Here is a 26209-nt window from a genome sequence, read left to right on the forward strand (position 1 = left end):
GACCTGTACATGTGCTGATCCCTTCGTGGTGGGGGTGCGGGGATAGCGGTGTGCGGTTCGGCGGTCTCAGGCGCGCAGCCAGACCGCCGTGTCCTGCGGGAGCAGCCCTTCGGCGTCCAAGGGGCCACTGCTGAGCAGAAGTCGGGTGTGTTCCGGGAGCTCGACGGCGTGTGCGGCGAGATTGACGGCGCAGAGCAGCCCGTCCGTACGGGCGAAGGCGAGGACGCCGTCGGGTGCGGGCAGCCAGCTGAGCGGTCCGTCGCCGAAGCCCGGTTCGGTGCGGCGGATGCGGAGCGCCGCACGGTAGAGGCTGAGGATGGAGCCGGGGTCCTCGGCCTGGCGGTCGGCGGCGTAGGCGGGCCAGTCGGCGGGCTGGGGCAGCCATGGCTCGCCGCCGAATCCCGCGTACGGCGCCTCGGCCGCCCACGGCAGCGGGACACGGCAGCCGTCGCGGCCCGGGTCCGTGCCGCCGGAGCGGAAGTGCATCGGGTCCTGGATGCTCGCTTGCGGCAACTCCACCTCGGGCAGGCCGAGTTCCTCCCCCTGGTAGAGGTAGACCGAGCCGGGCAGGGCGAGCGAGAGCAGGGCGGCGGCGCCCGCCCGGCGGGTGCCCAGGGCGAGGTCGGTGGGGATACCGAAGGCCTTCGTGGCGAAGTCGAAGCCGGTGTCCGTCCGGCCGTAGCGGGTGACCGTCCGGGTCACGTCGTGGTTGCAGAGCACCCAGGTGGCGGGCGCGCCGACCGGGGCGTGCTCGGCGAGGGTCTCGTCGATGGACGTACGCAGCCGCGTGGCGTCCCAAGGGCAGGACAGGAAGGAGAAGTTGAAGGCGGTGTGCAGTTCGTCGGGGCGCAGATAGCGGGCGAAACGCTCGGTATCGGGGAGCCAGACCTCGCCGACGAAGATGCCGTCGTAGGCGTCGGCGACCGCGCGCCAGGAGCGGTAGATGTCATGCAGTTCGTCGCGGTCGACGTACGGGTGCGGGTCGCGGCCCTCGACGAAGTCCGGCAGGTCCGGGTCCTTGACGAGCAGCGCGGCCGAATCGATGCGGACGCCCGCCACACCCCGCTCGAACCAGAAGCGCAGGACGTCCTCGTGCTCCTGGCGGACGGCCGGGTGGGCCCAGTTGAGGTCGGGCTGCTCGGGGGTGAACAGGTGGAGGTACCAGTCGCCGTCGGGCAGCCGGGTCCAGACGGGCTCAGCGGAGCCCGCGAACTGGGACGGCCAGTCGTTGGGCGGGAGTTCGCCGTGCTCGCCGCGCCCCGGGCGGAAGTGGAACAGCTCGCGCTCGGGGCCTCCGGCCAGGGCGGCCCGGAACCACGCGTGCCGGTCGGACACATGGTTCGGCACGATGTCGACGAGCGTGCGGATGCCCAGCTCCCTTGCCTCGGCGATGAGTTTCTCCGCCTCGGCGAGCGTCCCGAAGGCCGGGTCGATGGCACGGTAGTCGGCGACGTCGTACCCGCCGTCGGCCATGGGCGAGAGGTACCAGGGGTTGAACCACAGGGCGTCCACACCGAGTTCGGCGAGGTACGGGAGTTTGGCGCGCACGCCCGCGAGGTCGCCGGTGCCGTCTCCGTCGCCGTCCGCGAAGCTGCGGACGTACACCTGGTAGATGACGGCGGAGCGCCACCACTCGGACTGGTTTCGGGCAGGGCGGAGCTGTCCCACGGTGACTGCCTTTCTGTAGCGGGGTTGGCGTCAGCCCTTCGTGCTGCCCGCGCTGATCCCGGCGATGATGTGCCGCTGGAACACCAGGAACATCACGACCATGGGGATGCTCGCGATGACCATCGCGGCGATGAGCACGGTCAGCGGGATGTTCTGGGACAGCTGGACGAGTGCCACGCTGATGGGCTGCTGGTCGGTGTCGGAGAAGACCATCAACGGCCAGAGGAAGTCCTGCCAGACGGCGACCAGGGCGAAGATCGACACGACACCGAGCACGGGCCGGGACATGGGCAGCACGATCGACCACAGGGTGCGCAGCCGTCCGGCGCCGTCGATCTCGGCGGCCTCCATGACGTCGCGCGGGATCTGGTCGAAGAAGCGCTTGAGCAGATAGAGGTTGAAGGCGTTGGCGACGGCGGGCAGCCAGATGCCGAGCGGGTCGTTGAGCAGGCTGGTGTGGATCAGCGGGAGGTCGGCGACCGTCAGGTACTTCGGTACCACCAGCGCCTGCGCGGGGACCATCAGGGTGGCGAGGATGCCGCCGAGGATCAGCTTGCCGAAGGCGGGCCTCAGCTTGGAGAGGGCGTACGCCGCCGCCGTGCAGAACACGAGTTGCAGCAGCCACGCACCCGTGGCCTGCACCAACGTGTTCCACAGGTGGGTGGGCAGGTCCATCAGCTCCCAGGCATCCGTGTAGCCGCTGACGCTCCAGTGGCCGGGCACGAGCGTCGGGGGTGTGCGCACCACCTCGTCCGGCGACTTCATGGCGCCGGTCACCATCCAGTAGACGGGGAAGAGGAAGGCGAGCGCGAAGAGCAGGACGACGCCGGTGAAGACGGTCCAGTAGAGGGCCTTGCCGCGGGGGCGGGCGAGGGCGAGCGGTGAGATCAGGGTGCGGGTGCTCATGAGTCCTCCCCTGCCGAGCGGGTCAGGCGCAGATAGGCCGCTGAGAAGGCGCCGAGCAGCACGAGGAGCATGACGCTCAGCGCGCACGCTCCGCCGAAGTCGTTGTAGAGGAAGGCGTATTTGTAGATGAGGTAGAGGATGGTCACGGTCGCGTTCTCGGGGCCGCCGCCGGTGATGACGAACGGCTCGGTGAAGACCTGCATCGTGGCGATGATCTGAAGAAGCATCAGCATCAGGACGATGAACCGGGTCTGAGGGATCGTCACATGCCGAATCCGCTGGAGGATGTTGGCACCGTCCAGCTCGGCGGCCTCGTACAGCTCCCCCGGGATTCCCTGGAGCGCGGCCAGATAGATCAGGACCGTGCCGCCCATGTTGGCCCATGTCGCCACGATGACCAGGGAGATGAGCGCGGTGTCGGCGCCATTGGACCAGTTCGAGGTGGGCAGGTGCAGGAAGCGCAGCGCCTCGTTGGCGAGGCCCGCTCCGGGATCGTAGAACCACTTCCACAGCAGGGCGCTGACCACCGGCGGGATCATCACCGGCAGATACACGACGACCCTGAAGAAGGCCTTCGCGTGCCGGAGTTCATTGAGCACCAGCGCCATCACGAAGGGCACCGCGAAGCCGATGAGCAGGGCGAGGATGGTGAAGGTGAGCGTGTTGCGCCAGGCGGCGGTGAACTCCGGGTCGTGGAAGACGCGGGTGAAGTTGGCGGTGCCGACCCACTCGGCGCCGGAGCCGGGCGTGTACTTCTGGAAGGCGATCACGACCGCGCGGATCGCCGGATACCAGGAGAACAGCGCGAAGCAGAGCAGGCCGCCGATCAGGAAGGCGTACGCGCGGGACTGGTCGGCCAGGCGCCGGCGCCACGGGCCCCCGGTCCGGCGCCCGGCCGACCGCGGCACCTCCGGCGCGCCGACGGCGGCCGGAGGGAGTGCTGCGGGCTTCGATGCGGTCTTCATACGCGGTGTCAGGCCCGCGCCAGGATCGAGTCGATCTTGCCGGAGGCGTCCCCCAGCAGCTTGTCGATGTCGGTGTCCTTCTTGGTGAGCACCGCGGAGACGGCGCTGTCGAGGACCGAGTAGATCTGCTGGGCCTGCGGCGGCTCGATCTTCATCTGCAGGCTGTGGTTGCCGTCGAGGAAGGCCTGGTAGTTCTCCACGGGCACATTGGCGTTGGCGTTCTTGACCTGCTGGTCCTTGGCGTCCGCGGCGCCGGTGAACAGGCGCGGCTCGGGCAGACCCACGGGTGCGTCGTGCTGCTTGGCGCGGGCGTAGTCACCGAGGAAGCCCTTGCCGGGCGTCAGGAACATGTGGTCGAGCCACTTCAGGCCGGCCTTGATCTGCTCCGGGCTGTCCTTCTTGTTGAACATGTAGCCGTCGCCGCCGATGAGCGTGCCCTTGCCGCCGGGCATGGGCGCGAGGGCGAGGTCCTTGTAGTTGCCGCCCTTCTCCTTGACGAGGATCGGGATGTTGTCGGGCGCGGAGAGGTACATGCCGAGCTTCCCGGAGCCCATCATCTGCTGGACGTCGTTGATGACGAGGAGCTGCTTGCTGCCCATCGAGTTGTCGGTCCACCGCATGTCCTTGAGGTTCTGCAGGACGGCCTTGCCCTCGGGGGTGTCGACGGTGGCCTTCTTGCCGTCCTCGCTGACCACGTTGCCGCCCTGCGAGTAGAGCTCGGCCGTGAAGTGCCAGCCGCCCTGGTTCTGGGCGCTGTAGTCGGCATAGCCGACGGTGCCGTCGCCGAGCGCGGCTATCTTCTTGGCGTCGGCGCGCACTTCCTCCCAGGTCGCCGGGGGCTTGTCGGGGTCGAGGCCCGCCTTCTCGAAGAGCTTCTTGTTGTAGATCAGGCCCATCGAGTAGCCGGTGCGCGGAACTCCGTAGATCTTGCCGTCGACCGTGTAGATGTCGCGCAGCTGCTGCTGAATGGTGCTGTAGCTCTTGAGGTCCTTGACGTAACTGCTGATGTCGGCGGCCTGGTTGACGTCGACGACGTGCCCCGCGTCGGTGAAGTACGTGTAGAAGACGTCCTCCATCTGGCCGCCGGCGAGCTTGGCGTCGAACGTCTTGGGGTCCTGGCACGGGAACGCGTCGTGCGCGACGACGTCGATGTCCGGGTTGGCCTTCTCGAACGCCTTGATGTCGGCCTCGAAGAACGAACGGTCGACCTTGGCGCTCTTCGGCGGCATGCAGTTGACCGTGATGCGGGTCTTGCCATCCGCGGAGCCGTCGCCACTGGAGCCGCAGGCGGTGAGCGCGAGGGAGGACGCCATGAGCATGACGGCGGTACGGCGGAACCCGGTACTTCTCATCGGTGGACCCCTTTGGGCAGGAGCGAGGAAGGCCCACGGCGGGGCTGCCGCCGTGTTCTGGCGTCGCACACTCAAGCACCGCCGACATCTGTCCGCAAGATGTCACGCAGAGTCTGTAATTATTTGACAGCTATCCGGATCTCACCGGCGGTGAGCTTGCGCCGTGGACCCTCGCACCACCAACTCCGGCTCGAACAGCAGCTCTTCAGGAGTGACGCTGCCCCCGCCGATCTGGGCGTTCAGCAACTCGACGGCCGCCCGCCCCATGGCCTCGATGGGCTGGCGGACGGTGGTCAGGGGCGGCTCGGTGCAGTTCATCAGCGCGGAGTCGTCATAACCGACGACGGACACCTGGGACGGCACGCCGAGTCCCTTGCGGCGCGCGGCTCTCACCACGCCGAGGGCGAGCGGGTCACTGGCGCAGATGAAGCCGGTGACCCCGCGGTCGATGAGCCGGGAAGCCGCCGCGCGACCGCCCTCGATCGAGAACATGGCCCGCGCGACGTGCTCGTCCGGCAGCTCGGGGGAGAGCACCCGCGCCGCCGCAAGCTTCCGGCCCGAGGGCATGTGGTCGGCCGGACCCAGCACGAGACCGATCCGCTCGTGACCGAGTGAGACGAGGTGCCGCCAGGCCTGTTCGACCGCCACGGCGTCGTCGCAGGAGACGCACGGGAAGCCGAGGTGCTCGATCGCCGCGTTGACCAGCACCACCGGGATGTTGCGGTCCGCGAGCCGCCGGTAGTGCTCGTGCGGCGCGTCGGCCTGCGCGTACAGACCGCCGGCGAACACCACACCGGAGACCTGCTGCTGGAGCAGCAGATCCACGTAGTCCGCCTCGGAGACACCGCCCTTGGTCTGCGTGCACAGCACCGGGGTGAGCCCGAGCTGCGCGAGCGCTCCCCCGATCACCTCGGCGAAGGCCGGGAAGATCGGGTTCTGCAGCTCGGGCAGCACGAGGCCCACGAGCCGCGCGCGTTCGCCGCGCAGCTGCGTGGGCCTCTCGTAGCCGAGGACGTCCAGGGCGGAGAGCACCGCCTGCCGGGTGGAATCGGAGACACCGGGCTTGCCGTTGAGCACCCGGCTGACCGTGGCCTCACTGACCCCGACCTTCTTCGCCACCTGAGCAAGTCGTCGCGTCATGAGCGCAAGAATAGAGCAAGAAATGCAAGCGGCTTGCGTAAACCGTGGAACCGTACGGGCAGGTACCGGCTAGTGAGCCGCCCACAGGCCGCGGACATGGCCCAGATGTCGGGTCATCACCTCGCGCACGGCCTCCTCGTCACGGTCCAGGAGTGCCTCCAGGAGTTCCAGGTGCTCCTCCGCGGAGGCTTCCAGGCGACCCGCCTCGACGAGGGCGTTGAGACCATAGAGGCGGGAGCGCTTGCGGAGGTCGCCGACGACCTCGACCAGATGGGTGTTGCCCGCGAGGGCGAGCAGGCCGAGGTGGAAGCGGATGTCCGCCTCGACGTAGGCGATGAGGTCCCCGGCCGCCGCCGCGGTGACGATCTCCCGGGCGGCCGGGCGCAGCGCCTCCAGAGAGACGGGATCCGCGGTGGTGGCCAGCTCCACCACGGTGGGGATCTCGATGAGCGAGCGGATGTGGGTGTACTCGTCCAGCTGCTTCTCCGAGACAGCGGTGACCCGGAAACCCTTGTTGGGCACCGTGTCGACCAATCCCTCCTTGGCGAGGTCGAGCATGGCCTCGCGTACCGGCGTCGCCGAGACGCCGAAGCGGGCGGCGAGCGTCGGCGCGGAGTAGATCTCGCCCGTGCGCAGTTCGCCCGCGATCAGCGCGGCCCGCAGCGCGTCGGCGACGCGCTCGCGGTAGCTGCTCTTCTTCCCGCCCAGCGTGGGCAGGACGGGAGCGGCAGAAGGTGCGCTACTGCGCTGGGCGGCCATGGAGAGTCTCCTCGTGGGGGCTTATGCAATGTCACGCGCTACCAGTATCTCCCGAGCCCTAGAGGACGAATCCGGCCGGGAACGGATCGGAGGGGTCGAGCAGGTACTGGGCGGTGCCGGTGATCCAGGCGCGGCCGGTGAAGCTGGGCAGCACGGCGGGGATTCCGGCGACCTCGGTGGTGCCGAGCAGCCGTCCGGTGAACCGGGTCCCGATGAAGGACTCGTTGACGAACTCGGTGTGCAGCGGGAGTTCGCCGCGGGCGTGCAGTTGCGCCATGCGCGCGCTGGTACCCGTACCGCAGGGTGAGCGGTCGAACCAGCCGGGGTGGATCGCCATCGCGTGCCGCGAGTAGCGGGCGGTGGCGCCGGGCGCGTACAGGTGGACGTGGTGGCAGCCGCGGATCGACGGGTCCTCGGGGTGGACGGGCTCGTCGTCGGCGTTGATGGCGTCCATCAGCGACAGACCGGCGGCGAGGATCTCGTCCTTGCGGGCCCGGTCGAAGGGCAGTCCGAACTGCTCCAGCGGCAGGATCGCGTAGAAGTTGCCGCCGTACGCGAGGTCGTAGGTCACCGTCCGCCCGTCGGCGAGCGTGGCCTTGCGGTCGAGGCCGACGGAGAAGGACGGCACGTTCTTGAGCGTGACCGCCTTGGCGGCGCCGTCCTCGACCGCGACTTCTGCGACGACGAGGCCCGCCGGGGTGTCGAGGCGGATGGTGGTGACCGGCTCGACGACGTCGACCATGCCGGTCTCCACGAGCACGGTCGCGACACCGATGGTGCCGTGCCCGCACATCGGGAGATAGCCCGAGACCTCGATGTAGATCACGCCGTAGTCGCAGTCCGGGCGGGTGGGCGGCTGGAGGATGGCGCCGCTCATCGCCGCGTGGCCGCGCGGCTCGTTCATCAGGAGCTGCTTGATGTCGTCGCGGTGCTCACGGAAGTGGAGCCGCCGCTCGTTCATGGTCGCGCCCGGGACCGTGCCGATCCCACCGGTGATCACCCGGGTGGGCATGCCCTCGGTGTGCGAGTCGACGGCGTGCAGGACGAGTTTGCTGCGCATGACACTCCTGATGGATCGAGAGCGGTGGGGACTCAGGCGAGACCGGCGGCGACGGCCCGCTCCGTGGCGGCGCGGACGGTGGCCTCCTGCTCGGGCAGCAGCGGGACGCGCGGCGGGCGGACCGGTCCGCCGTGGCGGCCGACGATGTCCATGGACAGCTTGATCGCCTGCACGAACTCGACCTTGGAGTCCCAGCGCAGCAGCGGGTGCAGCTGACGGTAGAGCTTGCCGGCCGTGTCGAGGTCGCCGTCCACGGCGGCGCGGTACAGCTCGACGCTCGCGCCGGGCAGCGCGTTCGGATAGCCGGCGACCCAGCCCTTGGCGCCCGCGACGGCGAGTTCCAGCAGGACGTCGTCGGCGCCGATCAACAGGTCCAGTCCCGGGGCGAGTTCGGCGAGCTGGTAGGCGCGGCGCACATCGCCGGAGAACTCCTTGACCGCGTGGATGTACCCCTCCTCGTACAGCTTGGCGAGCAGTTCGGGCACCAGGTCGACCTTGGTGTCGATCGGGTTGTTGTACGCGACGATCGGGACGCCCGCCTTGGCGACCTCCTCGTAGTGGGCGAGGACGGAGCGCTCGTCGGCGCGGTAGGCGTTGGGCGGCAGCAGCATCACCGACCGGCAGCCGGCGTCGCGGGCCTGCTCGGCCCAGTGGCGGGCCTCGGCGGAGCCGTAGGCGGCGACGCCGGGCATCACGCGCCGGCCGCCGATGGCCGCGACCGCCGTCTCGACGACCTTCGCGCGCTCCTCGGGAGTCAGCACCTGGTACTCACCGAGCGAGCCGTTCGGTACGACGCCGTCGCAGCCGTTCTCGACGAGCCAGGCGCAGTGGTCGGCGAACTGGTCGTAGTTCACGGAGAGGTCGTCGTTCAGCGGGAGCGCGGTGGCGACGAGGACGCCGCGCCAGGGGCGGTTGTCGGTGGTGGTCATGAGGGATCCCTCTCAATAGGGTGTGACATTTCACTGGCACGCTGCCCGGGTGACGCGCGAGGCGCGGGTGGACGCGAGTTCGAGATGCCGGGCGGGCGCGAGGTGGCGTACGGCGCGGGTCAGCCGTCTTCGGGCTCCCCAGGAGGCTCCCCCGCACGAGGAGGCTCCCCCGCACGCGCGAGTACCCCGAGCGGCACCGGGCGGGCCAACAGCCGCCGCGCCGGCGTCTGTTCGCACCCGGCGAGCCCCGCGACCGCGGGTTCGCACATCCGGCCCTGGCACCAGCCCATCCCGGCACGGGTGAGCAGTTTCACGGTACGGACGTCGCCCGCGCCGAGCTCGCCGACGGCCGCCCGGATCTCGCCGCAGGTGACCTCCTCGCAGCGGCACACGACGGTGTCGTCGGTGACCTGGTCCGTCCAGTGCGCGGGCGGCGCGTACACGGTGTCGATCGCGGCGAAGAACTCCCGCGTTCTCGTACGGGACCTGGCGGCCGCGGCCCACTCGCGCGGATCGGGTACCCCGCCGGCGAGCCGGGCGGCGATCGAGCGGCCCGCGATGTGCCCCTCGGCGAGCGACAGCGCCGAGCCGCCGATTCCGGTGGCCTCACCCGCGGCCCACACGCCGGGCACGTCCGTCCGCTGCTCCTCGTCGACGTGCACCTTCAGCCCGTCGATACGGCAGCCGAGCGTCTCGGCGAGGTCGGTGTGCGGCAGCATGCCGTGACCGACGGCGAGGGTGTCACAGGGGATACGCCGCTCGGTGCCCGGCCTGACGCGCCCGTGGGCGTCGAGCGCGGCGACGGTCACGGCCTCCAGTACGTCGGTGCCGTGCGCCGCGACGACGGTGTGCCGGGGGACGAACCGGACGCGGTGCCACAGGAGTTGGGCGGCGAACCGGGCGCCCTCGGCGACCTTGCCCGGCTGCGCCGCCAGCGCCCCCGCCTTCCGTACGAACGCCTTCGGATCGGCGGACTCGACGAGCGCCGCGACCTCGACCCCGGCCGCCGCCAGCCCGGTCGCCACCGGCAGCAGCAACGGCCCGGTCCCGGCCACGACAGCGGTCCGCCCCGGCACGACGAGCCCGCCCTTGAGCATGGCCTGGGCCCCACCCGCGGTGACGACACCGGGGAGGGTCCAGCCGGGGAAGGGCAGCACCTTCTCGTATCCACCGGTGGCGAGGAGCACGGCGTCGGCGTGGACGGTGACGGGGTCTTCCTGGAGGGGACCGAGGAGGGCGTGGACGGCGAAGCCGGGGGTGCGCGCCTGCGCGCACAGCGGCGCGGAAGGGGGCGGCACGCCCGGCACGCCGGGCACGTCAGGCACGCCGACGACGTCACGGGCGTCGGCCACGTCAGGCACGCCGCCCCCAGCACGGACTTCGCCGGCGTCAGGCACGCCGACCGCGTCAGGAACGTCGGCCACATCCGGCACGCCGCCCCCATCACGAACGCCGGCCACGCCCCGCACACCGCCCCCATCACGGACGCCGCCCCTGTCCGGCGCGCGAAGCGTCGCGTCGCCGTGGTCCGCACCCGGCGTCGGCGCGCAGCGCTCGACGAGCCACACGTGATGGTCCGTCAGATGCCTGATCGTGCCCGCTTGCACGTGCACGGCGAGTCCCTCGGCCAGCCGCTCCCACGTCCGCCACTGATGGTGAAGCGCCCGCGGGCGGCGGGCACCCAGTCCAGCCGCCGGTTGACGGTAGAACTGCCCGCCCGCCTCCGCGCCCGAGTCGATCAGCGTGACGCGGATGCCCCGCGCGGCCGCCGCCAGGGACGCCGCGAGCCCCGCCGGGCCCGCCCCGATCACCGCGAGGTGCGGTCGGTCAGTCATCGTGCCCCGTGCCTTCCTGCGTACGGATCGAGTCGCCCGGATGCACCGGCACCAGGCAAGCCCGCTGATTGGGGCGGTCGTTGACGGTCACGAGGCAGTCGAAGCAGACGCCGATGCCGCAGAAGACGCCGCGTGGGTGGCCCCCGCCGCGGGTGGTGCGCCAGGACGTGACGCCCGCGGCCCACAGCGCGGCGGCGACGGTCTGGCCGGGCAGCGCCTCGATCTCGCGGTCGTCGAGAGTGACGGTGAACGCGGGTTCCGGCTGGGCCCGGACCAGCTCCCGGGGATTCACGCGGCCTCCTGGACGAAGCGGTCGGGCCGGAACGGCGAGAGGTCGAGGTCAGTGGTCTTGTCGGCCAAGACCTGCGCGAGCAGCTGCCCGGTACCGGTGGCGAGCCCGATGCCCGCGCCCTCGTGCCCGCAGGCGTGGAAGAGGCCGGGCACCCGGGGGTCGGCGCCGATCGCGGGCAGGTGGTCCGGCATGTAGGGACGGAAGCCCAGGTACGTACGGAGGGCGTGCACCTCCGACAGGAACGGGAACAGCCGGGTCGCCCCGGCGGCCAGCGCCCGTACGACCGGCAGCGAGAAGGACCGGTCGAAGCCAACCCGCTCCCGGCTCGCGCCGATCAGGATCGGCCCCGCGGCCGTCCCCTCGACGACGGGCGAGGTCTGCAGCGCCGCCGAGTCGCTGGCCACGTCGGCGACATAGTCCGCGGCGTACACCTTGTGCCGCACCCTCCGCGGCAGCGGCTCGGTCACGAGCACGAAACCGCGCCGGGGCAGGACGGGGAGGGAAACGCCCGCCAGCGCGGCCACCGCCGAGCCCCACGTGCCGGCAGCGTTCACGACGGCCGGGGCGTGGAGGTCGCCCTGATCGGTCCGCACGCCGCGCACCGCCCCGTCCGCCGTGCGCAGCACCTCGGTCACGGTCCGCCCGGTCAACAGCCGTGCCCCCGACGCGCGTACCAGATGCGCGGCGGCCAGGGCGGGCATCACCTGGGTGTCCTGCGGGTAGAACACGGCACCCGCCAGCCCTGGTGCCAAGTGCGGCTCCAGGTCGCGGAGTTGGTCGGCGGCGACCGACGAGGCGGAGACCCCGGCCGCCCGCTGGCCCGCGGCGAAGGTTTCGAGCGCGGCCAGCCCGTCGGGCGTGGCGGCCACGACGACGCCGCCCTTCGCCTCGTACTCGATCGCCGGTCCGAGGCCCGCCTCCTCCGCGAGGTCGGCCCACAGGCGTGCCGACAGCAGCGCGAGGTCGAGTTCGGGCCCGGGCTCCTTGTCCGAGACGAGCAGGTTCCCCTCGCCCGCGCCGGTCGTGCCGCCGGCCACCGGACCGCGGTCCACCAGGGCGACGTCGAGCCCCGCCCGGGCCGCGTACAGGGCGCAGGCCGCGCCTACCATCCCGGCCCCGACGACCACGACATCGCAGGTAAATGGCTTGCTCACATCAGTACTATGTCACATGCTTCTCTCCCACGGAATACTCGACGACACCCCAGACGACTGCACACGAAGACCTACACGAGAAGGTGCCTGACGTGGCCAAGGGCCGAAAGAACGGTCTGTACCGAGGAATCTCCGACGAGCTGTCCGCCCTGATGCGGACCGGCTGGGACGACACCGAGCAGCGCGATCTGGCGCCGACCGAGCAGGCGCCGTACGCGGCCGCCCGCCGCGCCGCGCTCTCCGCCCGCTTCCCGGGCGAGCGGCTCGTGGTCCCCTCCGGAAGCCTCAAGAACCGCTCGAACGACACCCACTACCCGTTCCGTCCGTACTCCGGCTATGTCCATCTGACGAGTGATCAAGCACGGGACGGCGCCCTGGTGTTGGAGCCGCGTGCGGACGGCGGTCATGACGCGCACTGTTATCAGCTCCCCCGGGACAGCCGGGACAGCGACGAGTTCTGGACGGGCATGACGGCCGAGCTGTGGATGGGCCGCCGCCGCTCCCTCGCCGAGTCGGAGCTGGTCCTCGGCCTGTCCTGCCGTGACATCCGTACCATCGCCGAGGACCTCAAGGACACCGGCGTACCGACCCGTGTGGTGCGCGGCCACGACCCCGTCATCGAGGCGGCGCTCGCCACGGACGAGGAGCGGGACGCCGAGTTCGAAGAGGCGGTCTCCGGGCTGCGGCTGGTCAAGGACGCGTGGGAGATCGGCGAGATGCGCCGGGCGGTGGACTCCACGGTCCGCGGATTCACCGATGTCGTACGGGAGTTGTCGCAGGCCGTCGCCACCTCGGAGCGGTGGATCGAGGGCACCTTCTTCCGCCGCGCCCGCGTCGAGGGCAACGACGTCGGCTACGGCTCCATCTGCGCCGCCGGCGAGCACGCCACGATCATGCACTGGGTGCAGAACGACGGCCCGGTCCGCCCCGGCGAGCTGCTCCTGCTGGACGCCGGCGTGGAGACCCGCACCCTCTACACCGCCGACGTCACCCGCGCCCTCCCCATCAGCGGCACGTTCACCCCGCTCCAGCGGCAGGTGTACGACGCGGTGTACGAGGCCCAGGAGGCGGGCATGGCCGCGGTGCGGCCGGGCGCCCGCTACCGGGACTTCCACGAGGCCGCCCAGCGGTCGATGACCGAGCGGCTGGTGGAGTGGGGCTTCGTCGAGGGCCCGGCGGAGCGCGCGTACGAACTCGGTCTGCAGCGCCGCTTCACCATGGCGGGCACCGGGCACATGCTCGGACTCGACGTCCACGACTGCGCCCGGGCCCGCAACGAGGAGTACGTCGGCGGGGTCCTGGAGCCGGGCATGGTCCTCACCGTCGAGCCGGGCCTCTACTTCCAGCCCGACGACCTGACGGTGCCCGAGGAGTGGCGCGGCATCGGCGTCCGGATCGAGGACGACCTCCTCGTCACGGCGGACGGCCACGAGAACCTGTCGGCGGCGCTCCCCCGTTCGTCCGACGAAGTCGAGGCGTGGATGCGGGAGTTCGCCGGATAGCCACTCGACGGGTTCAGATCCTGCTCTCCGTCGCCGTGTCGGCGGACAGCCGCTGCGCCGCGTAGATCGGAAGCACCGAGAGCAGGACGAGCACCGCCGCCACGACGTTCACGACCGGCGCCTGCTGGGGCCGTGTCATGTTGTTGAAGATCCAGATCGGCAGGGTCTCGATGCCGGGCCCGGCCGTGAACGTCGTCACCACGATCTCGTCGAAGGAGAGCGCGAAGGCGAGCAGCCCGCCCGCGAGGAGCGCCGAGCGCACCAGCGGAAAGGTGACGTCGACGAAGGCACGGAAGGTGTCGGCGCCGAGATCCATCGCGGCTTCCTCGAACGAGCCGGACGTGCGGCGCAGCCGGGCGACGACGTTGTTGAAGACGACGACGATGCAGAAGGTGGCGTGGCCGACGATCACGGTGAACAGGCCGAGGCCGACGCCGAACGGCTCAAGCACCGTACTGAACGCCGAGTTGAGCGCGATGCCCGTGACGATGCCGGGCAGCGCGATCGGCAGGACGACCACGAAGGAAATGGCGCCGCGGCCGAAGAAGCGGTGCCGGGCCACCGCGAAGGCGATCAGCGTGCCGAGCACGAGCGCGATGGCGGTCGCGCCGAGCCCTGCTTTCACCGAGACCCAGAGCGCCGCGCGGGCGCCCTCGTTCTCCCAGGCGACCGACCACCAGTGGAAGGTGAGGTCGGAGGGCGGCCAGCTCGCGCTGCGGTCCGGGTTGAAGGAGTTGACCAGGACGAGCGCGAGCGGGATGTAGATGACCGCGAAGCCGAGCCCGGCGGCGACGCGGAGCGCGATGCGCGCGGAACGGGAGAGTTGCACGGCGGGCTCCTCAGATACTGCTCAGGGCGCCCGTACGGCGCATCGCGAGCAGGTACACCACGATGACCACGACGGGGACCGTGCCGAGCGCGGCGGCCATGGGCAGGTTGAGTTCGATGTTGGAGTAGACGAGGTTGCCGATGAGCTGGGTCTTGCCGCCGACGATCTGCACGGTGATGTAGTCGCCGAGGCTGAGCGAGAAGGTGAAGATCGAGCCGGCGGCGACGGCCGGCAGGACCATCGGCAGGACCACCGAGCGGAAGGTGCGCCCGGGACGTCCGCCCAAGTCGGCTGACGCGTCGAGCAGGTTGGCGGGCAGCTGCTCAAGTGCCGTGTGGATCGGCAGGATCATGTACGGCAGCCAGAGGTACGTCAGCGCGATGACCGCCGCGGGCAGTCCGAACCCGGGACCGCTCAGCCCGAACGGCTTCAACATCCAGTCGGCGAGCCCTCCCTGAGAGAGGATCAGCCGCCAGGCGTACACCTTGACGAGGTAACTCGCCCACAGCGGCGTGAGGATGGCGACCACGAGCAACGGGCGCCACTTGGGCTTGGCGATGCGGGCCGTGTAGAAGGCGACCGGGAAGGCGATCACCACGCACAGGGCCGTGACCGCGAGCGCGACGCCGATGCTGCGCAGGATCACCTGTCGGAAGACCGGCGTGGTGAACAGTGCGTGGAAGTTGTCGGTCGACCAGACCTTCACCACCTCGGAGGTGAAGGAGTTGGTCGTCCAGAACGCCGAGACGAACAGCACGGCCAGCGAGCCGAGGTAGAGCACGGCCAGCCAGAGCAGCGGCGCGGTGAGCAGGAGGGACAGCCGCAGCCGGGGGTGTCGGTGCAGGGTCCCGGCGAGCCGCCGGACGGGGGACCGTCCGGCGGCCTGCGCGGTGGTGGTCATCGGTCGCTCAGCCCTTGATCTCGGTCCAGGCCTGGACCCACTTGGCGTACGGCACGCACTTGACGTCGGTGCGGCCGTCGAGGCACTGCTCGATGGGCGTGTTCCAGAAGGCGATGTTCTTCCAGTAGCTCTCGTCGGCCGCGTGGAAGGTGTCGCAGAAGGACTTGTCGCTGGTCTCGGTGCACGCCTTGGAGTTGGCCGGGGCCTCACCGAAGTACTCGGCGACCTGGGCGTTCACCTTCGGCGAGATGATCCAGTCCATCCACTTGTAGGCGCAGTTGGGGTGCTTGGCCTTGGCGGAGATCATCCAGGTGTCCGACCAGCCCGTGGAGCCTTCCTTGGGCACGAAGGCCTTCACCTTGGCGCCCTCGTCCTGCGCGAGGTTGGCGATGACCTGCCAGGTGGTGCCGACCACGGAGTCACCGCTCTTGAAGGCGGAGATCTCCTTGAGGTAGTCGCTCCAGTACTCCCCCACGTTCGCGTTCTGCTTCTTCAGCAGCGCGACGGCCGCGTCGAACTGCTTCTGGTCCAGCGCGTAGGGGTCCTTGATCTTCAGCTCCGGCTTGGTCGCCTTGAGATACAGCGCCGCGTCGGCGATGTAGATCGGCGAGTCATACGCGGTGACGTGGCCCTTGTACTTGGAGGCGTCGTCGAAGACGGCGGACCAGGAGGTGGGGGCGGGCGTGACCTTCTGCGTGTTGTACATCAGCAGGTTGGCGCCGCGGCCGTGCGGGATGCCGTACATCTGGCCGTCGACGGAGTTCCAGGCCCCGTTCTTCAGGCCGCTGAAGACGTCCTTGTAGTTGGGTACGAGGCCGGTGTTGACCGGGGCCGCGTCGCCGGAGGCGATGAGGCGCAGGGAGGCGTCGCCGGACGCGGAGACGGCGTCGTACTGGCCGGTCTTCATCAGCTTGACCATCTCGTCGGAGCTGGCCGCGACCTTGGAGTTGACCTGACAGCCGGTCTGCTTCTCGAAGTCGCTGACCCAGTCGACCTTGGGGTCGTTGGAGCCGTCCTCGATATAGCCGGCCCAGGCGATGAGGTTGACCTGGCCCTCGGTCTTGCCGAGCTTGGACTGCGGCTTCAGGTCGGGCGGGTTGAGCCCGGTCGACGAGGAGGAGCCGCCCGAGTCGGACGATCCACAGGCGGTGGCCGCGACAAGCACCGCGACTGCGGCGGCGGCCTGAAGGGTTCGGGTGAGGCGCACGACGAACTCCATACGTGATGGGGACTGAGCGTGGGTGGGTCAGCGGGGGTGGGTCAGCGGGGGTCGGGGACCTGGAAGGTGTGCCGGCGGTGCCACTGGAGCCGGACCCGGGTGCCGCGGTAGGCGGCGACGTCCTCGGAGGAGGTCTCCAGGTTCTGCTGGAGCGCGGTGAGGCGCCCTCCGGCGTCGAGGTCCACGAGGAAACGGGTGGCGTCCCCCAGATAGACGACCTCGGCGACGGTGCCGGTGGCGGTGGAGTGCTCCGGCTCGTCGGCCTCGGCGGACTCCTTGAGGACCCGGATCTTCTCGGGCCTGATGCTGTAGGTGCCCGGTGAGCCGACGACCTGCCGCGCGGACTGGCCTTCGAGCAGGTTGGACGTGCCGACGAAGCCCGCGACGAAGGGGGTGGCGGGCCGCTCGTAGATCTCGGCCGGGGTGCCGACCTGTTCGATGCGGCCCTGGCTGAAGACGGCGATGCGGTCGCTCATCGTCAGGGCCTCCTCCTGGTCGTGGGTGACGAAGACGAAGGTGATGCCGACCTCGCGCTGGATCGCCTTGAGCTCGACCTGCATCTGCTCGCGCAGCTTGAGGTCGAGGGCGCCGAGCGGTTCGTCGAGCAGCAGCACACGGGGGCGCCCGACGAGGGCGCGGGCGAGCGCGACGCGCTGGCGCTGACCGCCGGAGAGCTGGCCGGGGCGGCGCTTGCCGAACCCTTCGAGGCGTACGTCGGCGAGCGCCTTGCGGGCCCGCACCAGCCGCTCGGCCTTGGGCACCTTGCGGACCTTCAGGCCGTACGCGACGTTCTGCTCCACGGTCATGTGCGGGAAGAGCGCGTAGTCCTGGAAGACGGTGTGCACATCCCTCTCGAACGGGGCGAGCCCGGTGACCTCCTGGCCGGCCAACTCGATCCGGCCGGAGGTGGGGCTCTCGAAGCCCGCGATCATGCGCAGGACAGTCGTCTTTCCGGAGCCGGACGGGCCGAGCATCGAGAAGAACTCGCCGTCGGATATCTCCAGGTCGACCCCTGCCACCGCGGTCGTCTCGCCGAACGACTTCCGCAGACCCTGCAGCCGGATCGCACTTCCCTCCATGGATGGGAACCTTTCTGGTGCACTCTTACGTTGACCGGAAAGATATGAAGTCATAGTTCAAATCTCAAGACCCCCTTAAGGTAAAGGTTGAGTCATCGCACAAGGTGGTCAACGTGAAGCAACAGATGGACGGTGGTGCCCGGAGGGCCATCTTCACTCCGGTGGACAACCGGGCGCGAGTGGAGACGGTCGTCCGTCGGCTCGGCGACGCCATCGAGCTCGGACTGCTCGCGGACGGGGAGCAGCTGCCCGGCGAGATGGAGCTGGCCGGGCAGCTCGGCGTGTCCACGGTGACCCTGCGCGAGGCGCTGATGGCGCTGCGACAGCAGGGTCTGGTCACCACCCGCAGGGGGCGCGGCGGCGGCAGTTTCGTGTCCCTCCCCGAGGTCCCCGGCGAGGAGCGGCTGAAGGCCCGGCTGGCCGGCTGGAGCACCGAGGAGCTGCGCGATCTGGGCGACCACTGGGCCGCGGTGTCGGGCGCGGCGGCCCGGCTGGCGGCACAGCGCACGGAACCGGACGATCTTCAGCAGCTGCGGCGCACCCTTGAGGAGCTGGCGTCCGCCGAGGACGCGGCGGCCCGCAGCCGCGTCTACGGCCGGTTTCATGTCGAGCTCGCCGCGGCGGCACAGTCCGCCCGGCTGACCCGCGAACAGGTCGCGCTCCAGACCGAGGTGGGGGCGCTGCTGTGTCTGGTGCTCGGGGACGACGAATATCGTGAAGAAGTCGCAGACCGTCACCGCTCCGTAATCTCGGCGGTGCAAGATGGGGCCCACGAATCGGCCAGAGCGCTGGCCGAGCGGTGCGTCCAGGACTCGACGGCGCGGCTCATCGCCCTGCGTCTCGCGATGCCGCGCGCCGTGTCCGGTCCCCGTCCGCTGGAGGGCACCCATGAGCAGGAGCCCCGGCATGATGGGCGCCGCGGCGACGCTTGACGCGCCCGCCGAATCGGCCGTCGCCGCCCAGGTCCGCTGCACGCTGGAGGCCGTGTTCGAGGCGGTCGCCGAGACCCGCGCCGAAACGGCGGCCCTACTCACCCGGGCCGCCGCGCGGGGCCGGCGCCCCGCGACCGTCGACCTGGCCGCGCTGCGCCCGGGTCTTCATCTCCGGCTCGCCCGGCAGGAGTTGGTGTCGGGCGTGGGGTTCGTCGCGGCGCCGGGACTGCTGACCGACGTACCGGCATGGCTGGAGTGGTGGCAGACGGGCTCCGACGGGGACGTACGACCGCTGCTGCTCGACCTCGACCCGCAGCACTCCGCGTACTCCGACTACACGCACTGGGACTGGTTCGCCCTCCCCCGCGACACCGGGCAACGCGCGGTCGCCGGGCCCTATGTGGACTACCTCTGCTCCGACGAGTACAGCCTGACGCTGTCCGCGCCCGTGCAGGTGGAGGGCCGGTTCGTGGGGGTCGCCGCGGCCGACGTGTATCTGCGGCACTTCGATGCGGCGGTCGTCCCGCTGCTCCAACGCCTGCACGGCGCCGCCCACTTGGTGAACGCGCGCGGGCGGGTCGCCGCCTCCGCCGATCCGGCGCATCTGGCCGGATCGCTCACCAAGGGCCCGGACTTCGGGGCCGTACTGGCGGGGGCGCGGCCCGCGCGCCTCGACGGGATGCGCCTGGTTCCGTGCGACGGCGTTCCGCTCGTGCTGGTGGTGCTGGACGACTGAGCGGGCCCAGACCACTGACCACCGGGCGGGTTCACACCGTGGACCGCCGGGCAGGCTCGCCCCTTGCACCGCCGGACGGACTCAGACCATTGACTGCGGGACGGGCTCGCACCTTGCACCGCCGGGCGAGCGCACACCTTGTACCGCCGGGCGGCTCACACCGCCCGCAGCTCCGCCGCGCCGTTTCGCGTCTTGCGGGCCTTGCGCGGTCCGGCCGAGGCCTGCCGCGCCTCGCGCAGGACCAGCGTCATCCGCGTATAGCCCATGTCCTGAAGGGTCTTGGGGGTGTCGCCGACGACCCGGCAGTCCGTACGACCCCAGCGCGGGTCCGGGTGCGTCAGCGGGCGTACGGCGCCGTCCTGCTCGACGGCGTCCGGGCCGACCGCGCGGATCCAGTGCGGCAGACCGTGCCGGTAGGCGGCGTCCATGATCGGGTCCTGCGCGATGTCCCGGCGGATCGACTGCAGTCCGCGGTCCTGGCCGTGGCGCTCCACGGCGGCCGCGAAGTGGGCCAGCATCGGCAGGCACCAGCTCGACTCGTGCTCGCCGAGGACGGTGCTCGCATCCGGATGGAACAGGACGAACCGCAGGAAGTTGTCACCCGGCATGGCCGTCGGATGCGGGCCGACGCCGCCGAAAAGTGTCTCGAACGCGGCGTTCGACAGGACGACGTCCCAGCGGTGGTCGAAGACGACGGAGGGGAACGGGACGGCCTCAAGGAGAGCGGCGTAGTCCTGGAGATACGCCTGAGCCCGGAGACTCTCGGGGACAGGTCGCGGCCGGGACCGCTGCCTTCCTGCCTGGTACGCCATCGGGAGGTCACCCCTCTTGCCTATGCGGCCTTCACGCGGCGCCCCGATCCTGCTGCCCAGGGCCGAGTCGTGTCAACTATCGTGGCATTTGGCGTCTGTTGACGGCTGAATCTCGCCACAGTTGTGGCGAGACCTGGATGTGAGTTCGAGCGAACCGCTAGTCTCCGGATCGTTCCTGACCATCGTGAGAGCGGTCTGAGAGAGACGTAGGAGATCTGTCGGTGACGGATGGCTTCGAAGTTCCGGGCGCCACGGCGACGGTTCTGCTGCAGGCCGTCGTGGCCCGGGTCACCGCACTCGCCGACCGGCTCGGCGTGCAGCACGCCGAGGTCTTCGACATCCAGCGCCTTTCGGCCGAGTCCGGCGTCCCCGAACCCGTGGTGAAGGCCCTGCTGAGCGGCCGCCGCGCCGGGGAGCCCGACTTGCAGGCCCGCTTCCTGCAACGCCTGGATCTGCTGCGCCGTACCCGGCTCAAGCCCAATGGACGCCGGTACACGCAGCAGGAGATCGCCGACGGCGCGGGCATGTCGCGCCAGCAGGCGGGAGCCCTCATCAATGGCGACCGGCGCCCCACGATGGAGCACTGCGACGCCATTCAGCGCTTCTTCCGGGTGCATGCCGGGTTCCTCACTGCCGAGGACTCCGAGGCGCTCGTGAGCGCCTTGCAGCGCTCGGAGCAGGAGCTCCTTCAGCGTCTCGCCGACCGCGAGCGCGCGGCGGCCTCGGTCACGAACGACCCGCTGGAGCGGCTGCTCCTGGACCACGGCGTCCGCGGAATCGCCTGGCGGGCCGCGCAGTTGCCCACCGACCAGCACCGGGACAAAGTCGCCGAGTGGCTGGACATGCTCTTGGAGAGCGTCAAGCGGCCCGAGTCGTGAGCCGGGGGAGAACAGCTGTGGGCATCGGGAAGGAAATGCGCCGCCTGTGCGGCGAGTTGGTCGCGGAGCTGTCGCTCCCGGCTCCGGCGGAACCCGCCGACCTCTATGCGGAGCTGTGCGGCGCGATGAGCAGACGCCGCGGCCGTCCCGTCCAGTTCCGTACGGCCGCGTTCCCGCCCGGCACCGCCAGCGGGCTCTGGCTCGACATGGCCGAACAGGACCTCGTCGTCATCGAGAAACGCACCGCCCCCGACCACCAGTTGGTGATCCTCGGCCACGAGCTGTGGCACATGAAGGCCGGGCACTGCGGCCACCACGTCGAGGGCGCCGCCGTCGCGGCACGCTTACTCAGCGACCACGCGGACCTCCAGGCGACCGTCCTGAAGGTGGCCGCGCGCACCCGCTTCGACCTGGACAACGAGAAGGAGGCCGAGAGCTTCGGTCTGCTGCTCGCCAGCAAGTGCCGTACGTGGCTTGCCGGTTCGTCACTGCGCGGACCCGTGCGGCGCGACGGTCTGGCCGGCCGTATCGAGGCATCACTGGGCTATCGCGGCCCGCAGGGCTGAAGGCCCCGAGCCCATGGACGGATCCAGCTACTACGTCCCCGCCGCCGCCATGGGCGTCGCCCTCGCCGTCAAGTCGCCCGCCCTGATCCGTGGCTGGCGCGACCCGCTGCTGCGGTCGGTGGGTGTGCTCCTGGCGCTCGCGGGCCTGGTGTTCCTCTTCGCGGCGCCGCCGACGATCGCCAAGGTCAACGAACTCACCGGGGTCCCCAACTTCTCGGCGCCTCTGGTCTATTGCCTGCTGAGCGCCTTCAGCGCCTCCTACCTGGTGCTGCTCATCAACTGGCGCGGCGGGCCGCCGGAGGAGACCCGTCGCCTCTCGCTCCGCTGGATCGCCGGATACAGCGTGGTGGGCGTCGCGCTGATCGTTCTGTTCGCGCTCGGGGACACCCCCGAGGAGCGGCTGCGGGACCTCGACACCTACTACGCCAACACGCCCTTCATCCGCGAGATGATCGTGCTCTACCTCATCGCGCTCACCGTCGCGGGCGTCACCTTGAACATCATGTGCTGGCGCTGGGCACTCCACGTGCGCGGCTGGCTGCGTGCCGGGCTGCTGACCATCGTGGCCGGCTCCACGTTCAACATCCCCTACGCGATCGCCAAGTTCACCGCCGTGATCGCCCGCTGGAACGGCGGAAACCTGGACGGTCTGAGCACCAATGTGGCGCCCGCACTGGCCTCCGTCGGGGAGCAGATCACCGCGCTCGGCTTCTGTCTCCCGCTGGCCTGTCAGCGCATCGGGGACGTCTGGAGCACCTGGTCGACGTACCGCAGGCTCGGGCCGCTGTGGCGCGAGCTGAAGCCGGTCTCGGCGCACGAGGACCACGCCGTGCGGATCGCCTGGTGGTCCCCCGCCGAACTCCAGGTGACCCAGCGGGAGTCCGACATCCACGACGGCATGCTCAGCCTGTACCCCTACTTCGACTCCGAGGTGCGCTCCCACGCCTACGACGCGGCGGTGGCCGCGGGCTCCGAGCACGCCCAGGCGCAGGCCGAGGCCGACGCGGCGATGGTGACGGCGGCGGTGCGGGCCAGGGCCGCCGACCCGGAAGGCAGGGTCATCAGCTCGGCGGAGGCGGCCACCTCCCCGCCCACGGATGCGTCCGCGCACACCGACGGCCCGCGCGACCTCGTGCGGATGTCCATCGCCCTGCGCCAGTCACCCGTCGTGGCGGCCGCCCGGGGGTGGGCCCCGGCCCGGTCGGCGAGCGACTTCCGCGAGCGAACCAGCTAGCGCCCGCCAACGACCGTCCGAAGCCGGGCGCGGCGTCCGGCCGGGGCGCGTCCCACCGAGCTGCGTCCCGCCGGGGTGCGTCCCGCCGAGCTGCCGTCGTCGGCGGAGGCCTGGTCCGGCTGATGGCCGCCACCGCCCCGCACGCGTACGCCGACGTCACCGTCGCGGGGCGCGGCGAGCTGCCCGACCGACGCCACCGTCGTCAGGCGCGACGCGCTGCCCGACGGGCCCCGCCCACGCAAGGGCCTCCCACAGGCCCATCACACCCCTCTGCCACGGTCCGGCGGTGCCCGCGCGAAGGAGGACCTGCGCGACGGAGGACCTCCGCGAGGCGAGCAGGCGTCACGTCGCGCTGCGTTCGCTCGCCTCCCGCAGGTCCCGTTCCACCGCGCGGTTCTGCGCGGTGTCCGGCTGGCCGGCGGCCGTGCCGGGGCGGCCCGCGCGCAGCAGCTCGCGCCAGTGCTCGCGGCTCCAGTCGGCCGGGTGCGTGGTGCTCGTGAACTCCTCGACGAGGGCGAGGAAGCGCGCCGGGTCGCTGTGGAACGGGAAGTGGCCCGCGCCCTCGAAGATCTCCAGACGGCTGCCCGGCATCGCCTTGTGCGCGCCGTACGCGTGCCGCACCGGCACCACGCTGTCCCGGTCGCCCCAGAGCAGCATCGTGGGCATGCCCTCGGTGAGATAGCAGCGGTCGAGCATGGTGACCGCCTGGCCGCGCCAGTCGACCACGGCGCGCAGGGTGCGGATGAAGGCACTGCGGGACGTGGCGTCGGGCAGGGCGTCCACGAGGGTCAGCAACTCCGGTGCGTCCTGGCCGAGATCGGTGTCCAGGAGTCTCATCAGCCGGGCGAACAGGCCCACTTGGAGGCGCATCCCGGGCAGCCGCAGCGTGGAGAGCATGAGGTGGGCGCCGGGCAGCGAGACGGCCCGCAGTACGGGATTGACCTCGCCGCCCACGCCGCCCGCGCTGACCAGGATCAGCCGCTCGGTGCGCTCGGGGAACTGGTAGGCGAACTGCATCGCGACGCCGCCGCCCAGCGAATGCCCGACCAGGGTGGCGGACTCGATGTCGAGCGTGGCGAGCAGATCGCGCACCCCGTTGGCGTACGCGGCCACCGAGTAGTCGGCCCGGGGCTTGTCGGACGCCCCGTGGCCGAGCAGGTCCGGCGCGATCACCGTGTGGGTGCGGGCGAGGTCGGGGATCAGCTCCGCCCAGGTCGCCGAGGAGTCTCCTATGCCGTGGATCAGCACGAGCGCAGGGCCCTCGCCCGCCATCCGGTAGGCGCGCCGGTAGCCGTGCACGACGCGGTGGTGCAGGCGCAGTTCCCCGTCGCCCACGGAGCGCAGTCGCAAGGTGCGCCGCGGACGCCGAGGCGGTACGTCGGCCACGGGCTCACCTCCCCTTCTCAGGCCGCCGTGAAGGCAGCTCCCCAGCCGCCCGGAAGGCGGTCCCCCGTCTCCACTCCAGCCTAGGGCCGCTGTCCCACAAGGGATTTCCGTGAGGTTTCGCCTCCGCTAAGCGGGCGAACCTCCCCGTACCGAAAGGGGATTGTCAGTGGTGGACGGCAAGCTGGAGTCACGCACTGCCATGCACCACCACGACAAGCCGACCCGGGGAGAGCCGTCCGATGCCGACCGCCGTACTGACCGACCACGAACGCGCCGCCGTACAGGCCTATCTGCGCCTCCTCCAGACCGTGCGAGCCGCCTTCGACGGCCCGCCCGAAGGGCGCCGACCACCCGTGGTGCCGCCCTCCGCGCTGGCCGAGGCGGAGCGGGCGCTGGCGGCCGCCGGGCTCGCGGGCAACGAGGAGGCGTTCTTCCGGCTGCTGCACACCTGGTGCCCGGAGCCGGCTCAGGCGTGAGGCACGTGAGGCACGGCGATCACGGTGGCGATCAGGCCCCGCTGGACGGTCCAGCGCCCGTCGAAGAACGCGACGCGGTCGCCGCCCACCACGGGGCCCGGCACGAGGAGTTGGGCACGCAGGCGACCGGAAAGGGCGGGGCCTCGGGGCGCGGGATCCGGGAGGATCTCGATGTCCGCCTCGGAGAAGTCCAGCCACTTTCCGGTGAGCGGGAACCACGCCTTGTAGACCGACTCCTTGGCGCTGAACAGCAGCCGGTCCCAGTGGACGGCCGGGATCTCGGCGCCGAGGCGGTCCAGCCGGGCCGATTCGGTGGGCAGCGCCACGGCGTCGAGGACGCCCTTCGGGAGCTCCGCGTGGGGTTCGCCGTCGATGCCGAGGGAGGCCAGGTCGTCGGCGCGGGCGAGTGCGGCGGCGCTGTAGCCCTCGCAGTGCGTCATGCTGCCGATCAGGCCCGCCGGCCACTGCGGGGCTCCGCGTTCGCCGGGCAGGACAGGGCCCGGGGCCACGCCGAGCTTCTCCATGGCACGCCGGGCGCAGGCGCGCACGGCGGCGAACTCGCGGCGCCGCTTGGCCACGGCCCGGGTCAGGAGCGCCTGCTCCTCCGGGTACAGGGTCGCGCTCGCGCCCCCGTCGTCACCGTAGGTCTCCACGGCCACGACCGACTCCGGGACCAGTTCCTCGATCACCGGCTCCGACCTCCATCGGCAGAATGTGGCGCAGGATGCCCGGCGGTCCCGGACGTGTGCGCCACTCGCGGGGGTAACCCACCGACACTTCTTCGAAGCGGACGCCCTCGTGCCAGGTGGTCCGCGGGATGTGGAGATGACCGTAGACCATCGCCTCGACGCGGAACCTGCGGTGCCAGTCGGCGGTCAGCCGGGTGCCGCACCACATCGCGAACTCGGGATAGCGCAGAACGTCCATCGGGTGGCGGTCCAGGGGGTAGTGGCCGACCAGGACCGTGGGCAGGTCGTCGGGCAGGTCGGCGAGCCTGCGCTCGGTCTCGGCGACCCGGGCCCGGCACCAGGCCTCGCGGCTGGGGTAGGGGTCGGGGTGCAGGAGGTACTCGTCGGTGCAGATCACCTTGGTTCCCTGCGCGTAGGCCAGCCCTTCGTCCTTGGTCGCGCAGCCCCGCGGCAGGAATGAGTAGTCGTAGAGCAGGAAGAGCGGCGCGACGACCGCGGGGCCGCCCGGCCCGTCCCACACCGGGTACGGATCCTCGGGGGTCGTGACACCCAGCTTCCGGCACAGGGCGACGAGATGCTCGTAGCGGGCGACGCCGCGCAGTTCCACGGGGTCCTTCGGGTGGGTCCACAGCTCGTGGTTGCCGGGCGTCCAGATCACCTTGCGGAAGCGGCCGCTGAGCCTCTCCAGGGCCCACTCGACGTCGGCCATGATCTCCCCGACATCACCGGCCACCAGGAGCCAGTCGTCGTCCGACTCGGGGCGCATCTCCTCGACCATGGCGCGGTTTTCGGCGTACCCGACGTGCAGATCGCTGATGGCCAGCAGGTTGCCACGACCGCCGTCTGTCGACCGCACCTCGACACCCCCGAAGAAGACGAATGGAAACACAAGAACACACGCGCACCCCGG

The 26209-nt window shown here is 70.7% G+C and carries 27 protein-coding genes; 7 read left to right on the top strand and 20 right to left on the bottom strand.

Features of this window, described 5'->3' with window-relative positions; genetic code table 11:
• Positions 1-66: 66 nt before the first annotated feature.
• The 11 genes from ACZ4WS_RS02810 to ACZ4WS_RS02860 all read right to left on the bottom strand — a co-directional run bounded on the left by ACZ4WS_RS02810 (position 67) and on the right by ACZ4WS_RS02860 (position 12060).
• Positions 67-1668 (bottom strand): glycoside hydrolase family 13 protein, encoded by a 1602-nt coding sequence (locus tag ACZ4WS_RS02810; RefSeq protein ID WP_467976497.1) that lies wholly within the window; start codon positions 1666-1668, stop codon positions 67-69.
• Positions 1669-1698: 30 nt separating this feature from the next.
• Positions 1699-2574, bottom strand: coding sequence for a carbohydrate ABC transporter permease (locus ACZ4WS_RS02815; RefSeq protein WP_467976499.1), 876 nt, complete (start codon positions 2572-2574; stop codon positions 1699-1701).
• Positions 2571-3539 (bottom strand): carbohydrate ABC transporter permease, encoded by a 969-nt coding sequence (locus ACZ4WS_RS02820; RefSeq protein ID WP_467976501.1) that lies wholly within the window; start codon positions 3537-3539, stop codon positions 2571-2573. The genes ACZ4WS_RS02815 and ACZ4WS_RS02820 overlap by 4 nt, the downstream gene beginning before the upstream one ends.
• Positions 3540-3547: 8 nt before the next feature.
• Positions 3548-4891, bottom strand: coding sequence for an ABC transporter substrate-binding protein (locus tag ACZ4WS_RS02825; protein WP_467976503.1), 1344 nt, complete (start codon positions 4889-4891; stop codon positions 3548-3550).
• Positions 4892-5032: 141 nt separating this feature from the next.
• The gene (locus ACZ4WS_RS02830; RefSeq protein WP_467976504.1) at positions 5033-6031 is read right to left on the bottom strand and encodes a LacI family DNA-binding transcriptional regulator; all 999 of its coding nucleotides are present in this window, start codon (positions 6029-6031) and stop codon (positions 5033-5035) included.
• Positions 6032-6100: 69 nt separating this feature from the next.
• Positions 6101-6790 (bottom strand): GntR family transcriptional regulator, encoded by a 690-nt coding sequence (locus tag ACZ4WS_RS02835; RefSeq protein ID WP_467976506.1) that lies wholly within the window; start codon positions 6788-6790, stop codon positions 6101-6103.
• A gap of 58 nt (positions 6791-6848) precedes the next feature.
• The gene (locus tag ACZ4WS_RS02840) at positions 6849-7850 is read right to left on the bottom strand and encodes a proline racemase family protein (protein WP_467976507.1); all 1002 of its coding nucleotides are present in this window, start codon (positions 7848-7850) and stop codon (positions 6849-6851) included.
• A gap of 32 nt (positions 7851-7882) precedes the next feature.
• A complete protein-coding gene (locus ACZ4WS_RS02845; protein WP_467976509.1) occupies positions 7883-8779 on the bottom strand; it encodes a dihydrodipicolinate synthase family protein in 897 nt (298 codons plus the stop codon).
• A gap of 119 nt (positions 8780-8898) precedes the next feature.
• Positions 8899-10614, bottom strand: a complete 1716-nt coding sequence (locus tag ACZ4WS_RS02850) for an FAD-dependent oxidoreductase (protein WP_467976511.1) — start codon at positions 10612-10614, stop codon at positions 8899-8901.
• Positions 10607-10906 (bottom strand): (2Fe-2S)-binding protein, encoded by a 300-nt coding sequence (locus ACZ4WS_RS02855; RefSeq protein ID WP_467976513.1) that lies wholly within the window; start codon positions 10904-10906, stop codon positions 10607-10609. Before ACZ4WS_RS02855 ends, ACZ4WS_RS02850 begins: the two co-directional genes overlap by 8 nt.
• Positions 10903-12060 carry an NAD(P)/FAD-dependent oxidoreductase gene (locus ACZ4WS_RS02860; RefSeq protein ID WP_467976514.1) on the bottom strand — a complete coding sequence of 386 codons (1158 nt, stop codon included), beginning with the start codon at positions 12058-12060 and terminating at the stop codon, positions 10903-10905. The genes ACZ4WS_RS02855 and ACZ4WS_RS02860 overlap by 4 nt, the downstream gene beginning before the upstream one ends.
• A gap of 92 nt (positions 12061-12152) precedes the next feature.
• Between ACZ4WS_RS02860 and ACZ4WS_RS02865 the strand changes: the two genes are divergently transcribed.
• The gene (locus ACZ4WS_RS02865; RefSeq protein ID WP_467976516.1) at positions 12153-13562 is read left to right on the top strand and encodes an aminopeptidase P family protein; all 1410 of its coding nucleotides are present in this window, start codon (positions 12153-12155) and stop codon (positions 13560-13562) included.
• Between the two features lie 13 nt (positions 13563-13575).
• Here the strand turns inward: ACZ4WS_RS02865 and ACZ4WS_RS02870 are convergent, their stop codons facing one another.
• The 4 genes from ACZ4WS_RS02870 to ACZ4WS_RS02885 are packed head-to-tail and all read right to left on the bottom strand — an operon-like array spanning position 13576 to position 17590.
• Entirely contained in the window at positions 13576-14391 is an 816-nt protein-coding gene (locus tag ACZ4WS_RS02870; protein ID WP_467976517.1) for an ABC transporter permease, read from the bottom strand.
• Between the two features lie 10 nt (positions 14392-14401).
• Entirely contained in the window at positions 14402-15292 is an 891-nt protein-coding gene (locus ACZ4WS_RS02875; RefSeq protein WP_467976519.1) for an ABC transporter permease, read from the bottom strand.
• Between the two features lie 7 nt (positions 15293-15299).
• Positions 15300-16499: an ABC transporter substrate-binding protein gene (locus ACZ4WS_RS02880; protein WP_467976520.1), complete on the bottom strand. Its 1200-nt coding sequence runs from the start codon at positions 16497-16499 to the stop codon at positions 15300-15302.
• 53 nt (positions 16500-16552) lie between these two features.
• Positions 16553-17590 (bottom strand): ABC transporter ATP-binding protein, encoded by a 1038-nt coding sequence (locus tag ACZ4WS_RS02885; RefSeq protein ID WP_467976522.1) that lies wholly within the window; start codon positions 17588-17590, stop codon positions 16553-16555.
• 125 nt (positions 17591-17715) lie between these two features.
• Here ACZ4WS_RS02885 and ACZ4WS_RS02890 point away from each other — a divergent pair, with 125 nt between their 5' ends.
• Positions 17716-18522, top strand: a complete 807-nt coding sequence (locus ACZ4WS_RS02890) for a FadR/GntR family transcriptional regulator (protein WP_467977150.1) — start codon at positions 17716-17718, stop codon at positions 18520-18522.
• Positions 18479-19258 carry a PDC sensor domain-containing protein gene (locus ACZ4WS_RS02895; protein WP_467976524.1) on the top strand — a complete coding sequence of 260 codons (780 nt, stop codon included), beginning with the start codon at positions 18479-18481 and terminating at the stop codon, positions 19256-19258. Before ACZ4WS_RS02890 ends, ACZ4WS_RS02895 begins: the two co-directional genes overlap by 44 nt.
• 155 nt (positions 19259-19413) lie before the next feature.
• Here the strand turns inward: ACZ4WS_RS02895 and ACZ4WS_RS02900 are convergent, their stop codons facing one another.
• Positions 19414-20070, bottom strand: a complete 657-nt coding sequence (locus ACZ4WS_RS02900; protein ID WP_467976526.1) for an MmyB family transcriptional regulator — start codon at positions 20068-20070, stop codon at positions 19414-19416.
• Between the two features lie 221 nt (positions 20071-20291).
• On the opposite strand from ACZ4WS_RS02900, the gene ACZ4WS_RS02905 reads away from it, so the two are divergent.
• The 3 genes from ACZ4WS_RS02905 to ACZ4WS_RS02915 are packed head-to-tail and all read left to right on the top strand — an operon-like array spanning position 20292 to position 22748.
• Positions 20292-20948, top strand: coding sequence for a helix-turn-helix domain-containing protein (locus ACZ4WS_RS02905; RefSeq protein ID WP_467976528.1), 657 nt, complete (start codon positions 20292-20294; stop codon positions 20946-20948).
• Between the two features lie 35 nt (positions 20949-20983).
• Entirely contained in the window at positions 20984-21514 is a 531-nt protein-coding gene (locus ACZ4WS_RS02910; protein WP_467977152.1) for a toxin-antitoxin system, toxin component, read from the top strand.
• A 13-nt stretch (positions 21515-21527) separates the two neighbouring features.
• Positions 21528-22748: an MAB_1171c family putative transporter gene (locus tag ACZ4WS_RS02915; RefSeq protein ID WP_467976530.1), complete on the top strand. Its 1221-nt coding sequence runs from the start codon at positions 21528-21530 to the stop codon at positions 22746-22748.
• Here ACZ4WS_RS02915 and ACZ4WS_RS02920 read toward each other — a convergent pair.
• Both ACZ4WS_RS02920 and ACZ4WS_RS02925 read right to left on the bottom strand, forming a co-directional pair.
• Positions 22745-22990 carry a hypothetical protein gene (locus tag ACZ4WS_RS02920; protein WP_467976531.1) on the bottom strand — a complete coding sequence of 82 codons (246 nt, stop codon included), beginning with the start codon at positions 22988-22990 and terminating at the stop codon, positions 22745-22747. The genes ACZ4WS_RS02915 and ACZ4WS_RS02920 overlap by 4 nt on opposite strands.
• A 100-nt stretch (positions 22991-23090) precedes the next feature.
• A complete protein-coding gene (locus ACZ4WS_RS02925) occupies positions 23091-24134 on the bottom strand; it encodes an alpha/beta fold hydrolase (RefSeq protein ID WP_467976533.1) in 1044 nt (347 codons plus the stop codon).
• A 239-nt stretch (positions 24135-24373) separates the two neighbouring features.
• Here ACZ4WS_RS02925 and ACZ4WS_RS02930 point away from each other — a divergent pair, with 239 nt between their 5' ends.
• Entirely contained in the window at positions 24374-24610 is a 237-nt protein-coding gene (locus ACZ4WS_RS02930) for a hypothetical protein (RefSeq protein WP_467976535.1), read from the top strand.
• Here ACZ4WS_RS02930 and ACZ4WS_RS02935 read toward each other — a convergent pair.
• Positions 24601-25299 (bottom strand): 4'-phosphopantetheinyl transferase family protein, encoded by a 699-nt coding sequence (locus ACZ4WS_RS02935; protein ID WP_467976536.1) that lies wholly within the window; start codon positions 25297-25299, stop codon positions 24601-24603. The two genes, ACZ4WS_RS02930 and ACZ4WS_RS02935, sit on opposite strands and share 10 nt — an antisense overlap.
• Positions 25247-26155 (bottom strand): metallophosphoesterase family protein, encoded by a 909-nt coding sequence (locus ACZ4WS_RS02940; protein WP_467976538.1) that lies wholly within the window; start codon positions 26153-26155, stop codon positions 25247-25249. The genes ACZ4WS_RS02935 and ACZ4WS_RS02940 overlap by 53 nt, the downstream gene beginning before the upstream one ends.
• Between the last annotated feature and the right edge of the window lie 54 nt (positions 26156-26209).

It is taken from the genome of Streptomyces sp. NPDC029292 (assembly GCF_055569295.1).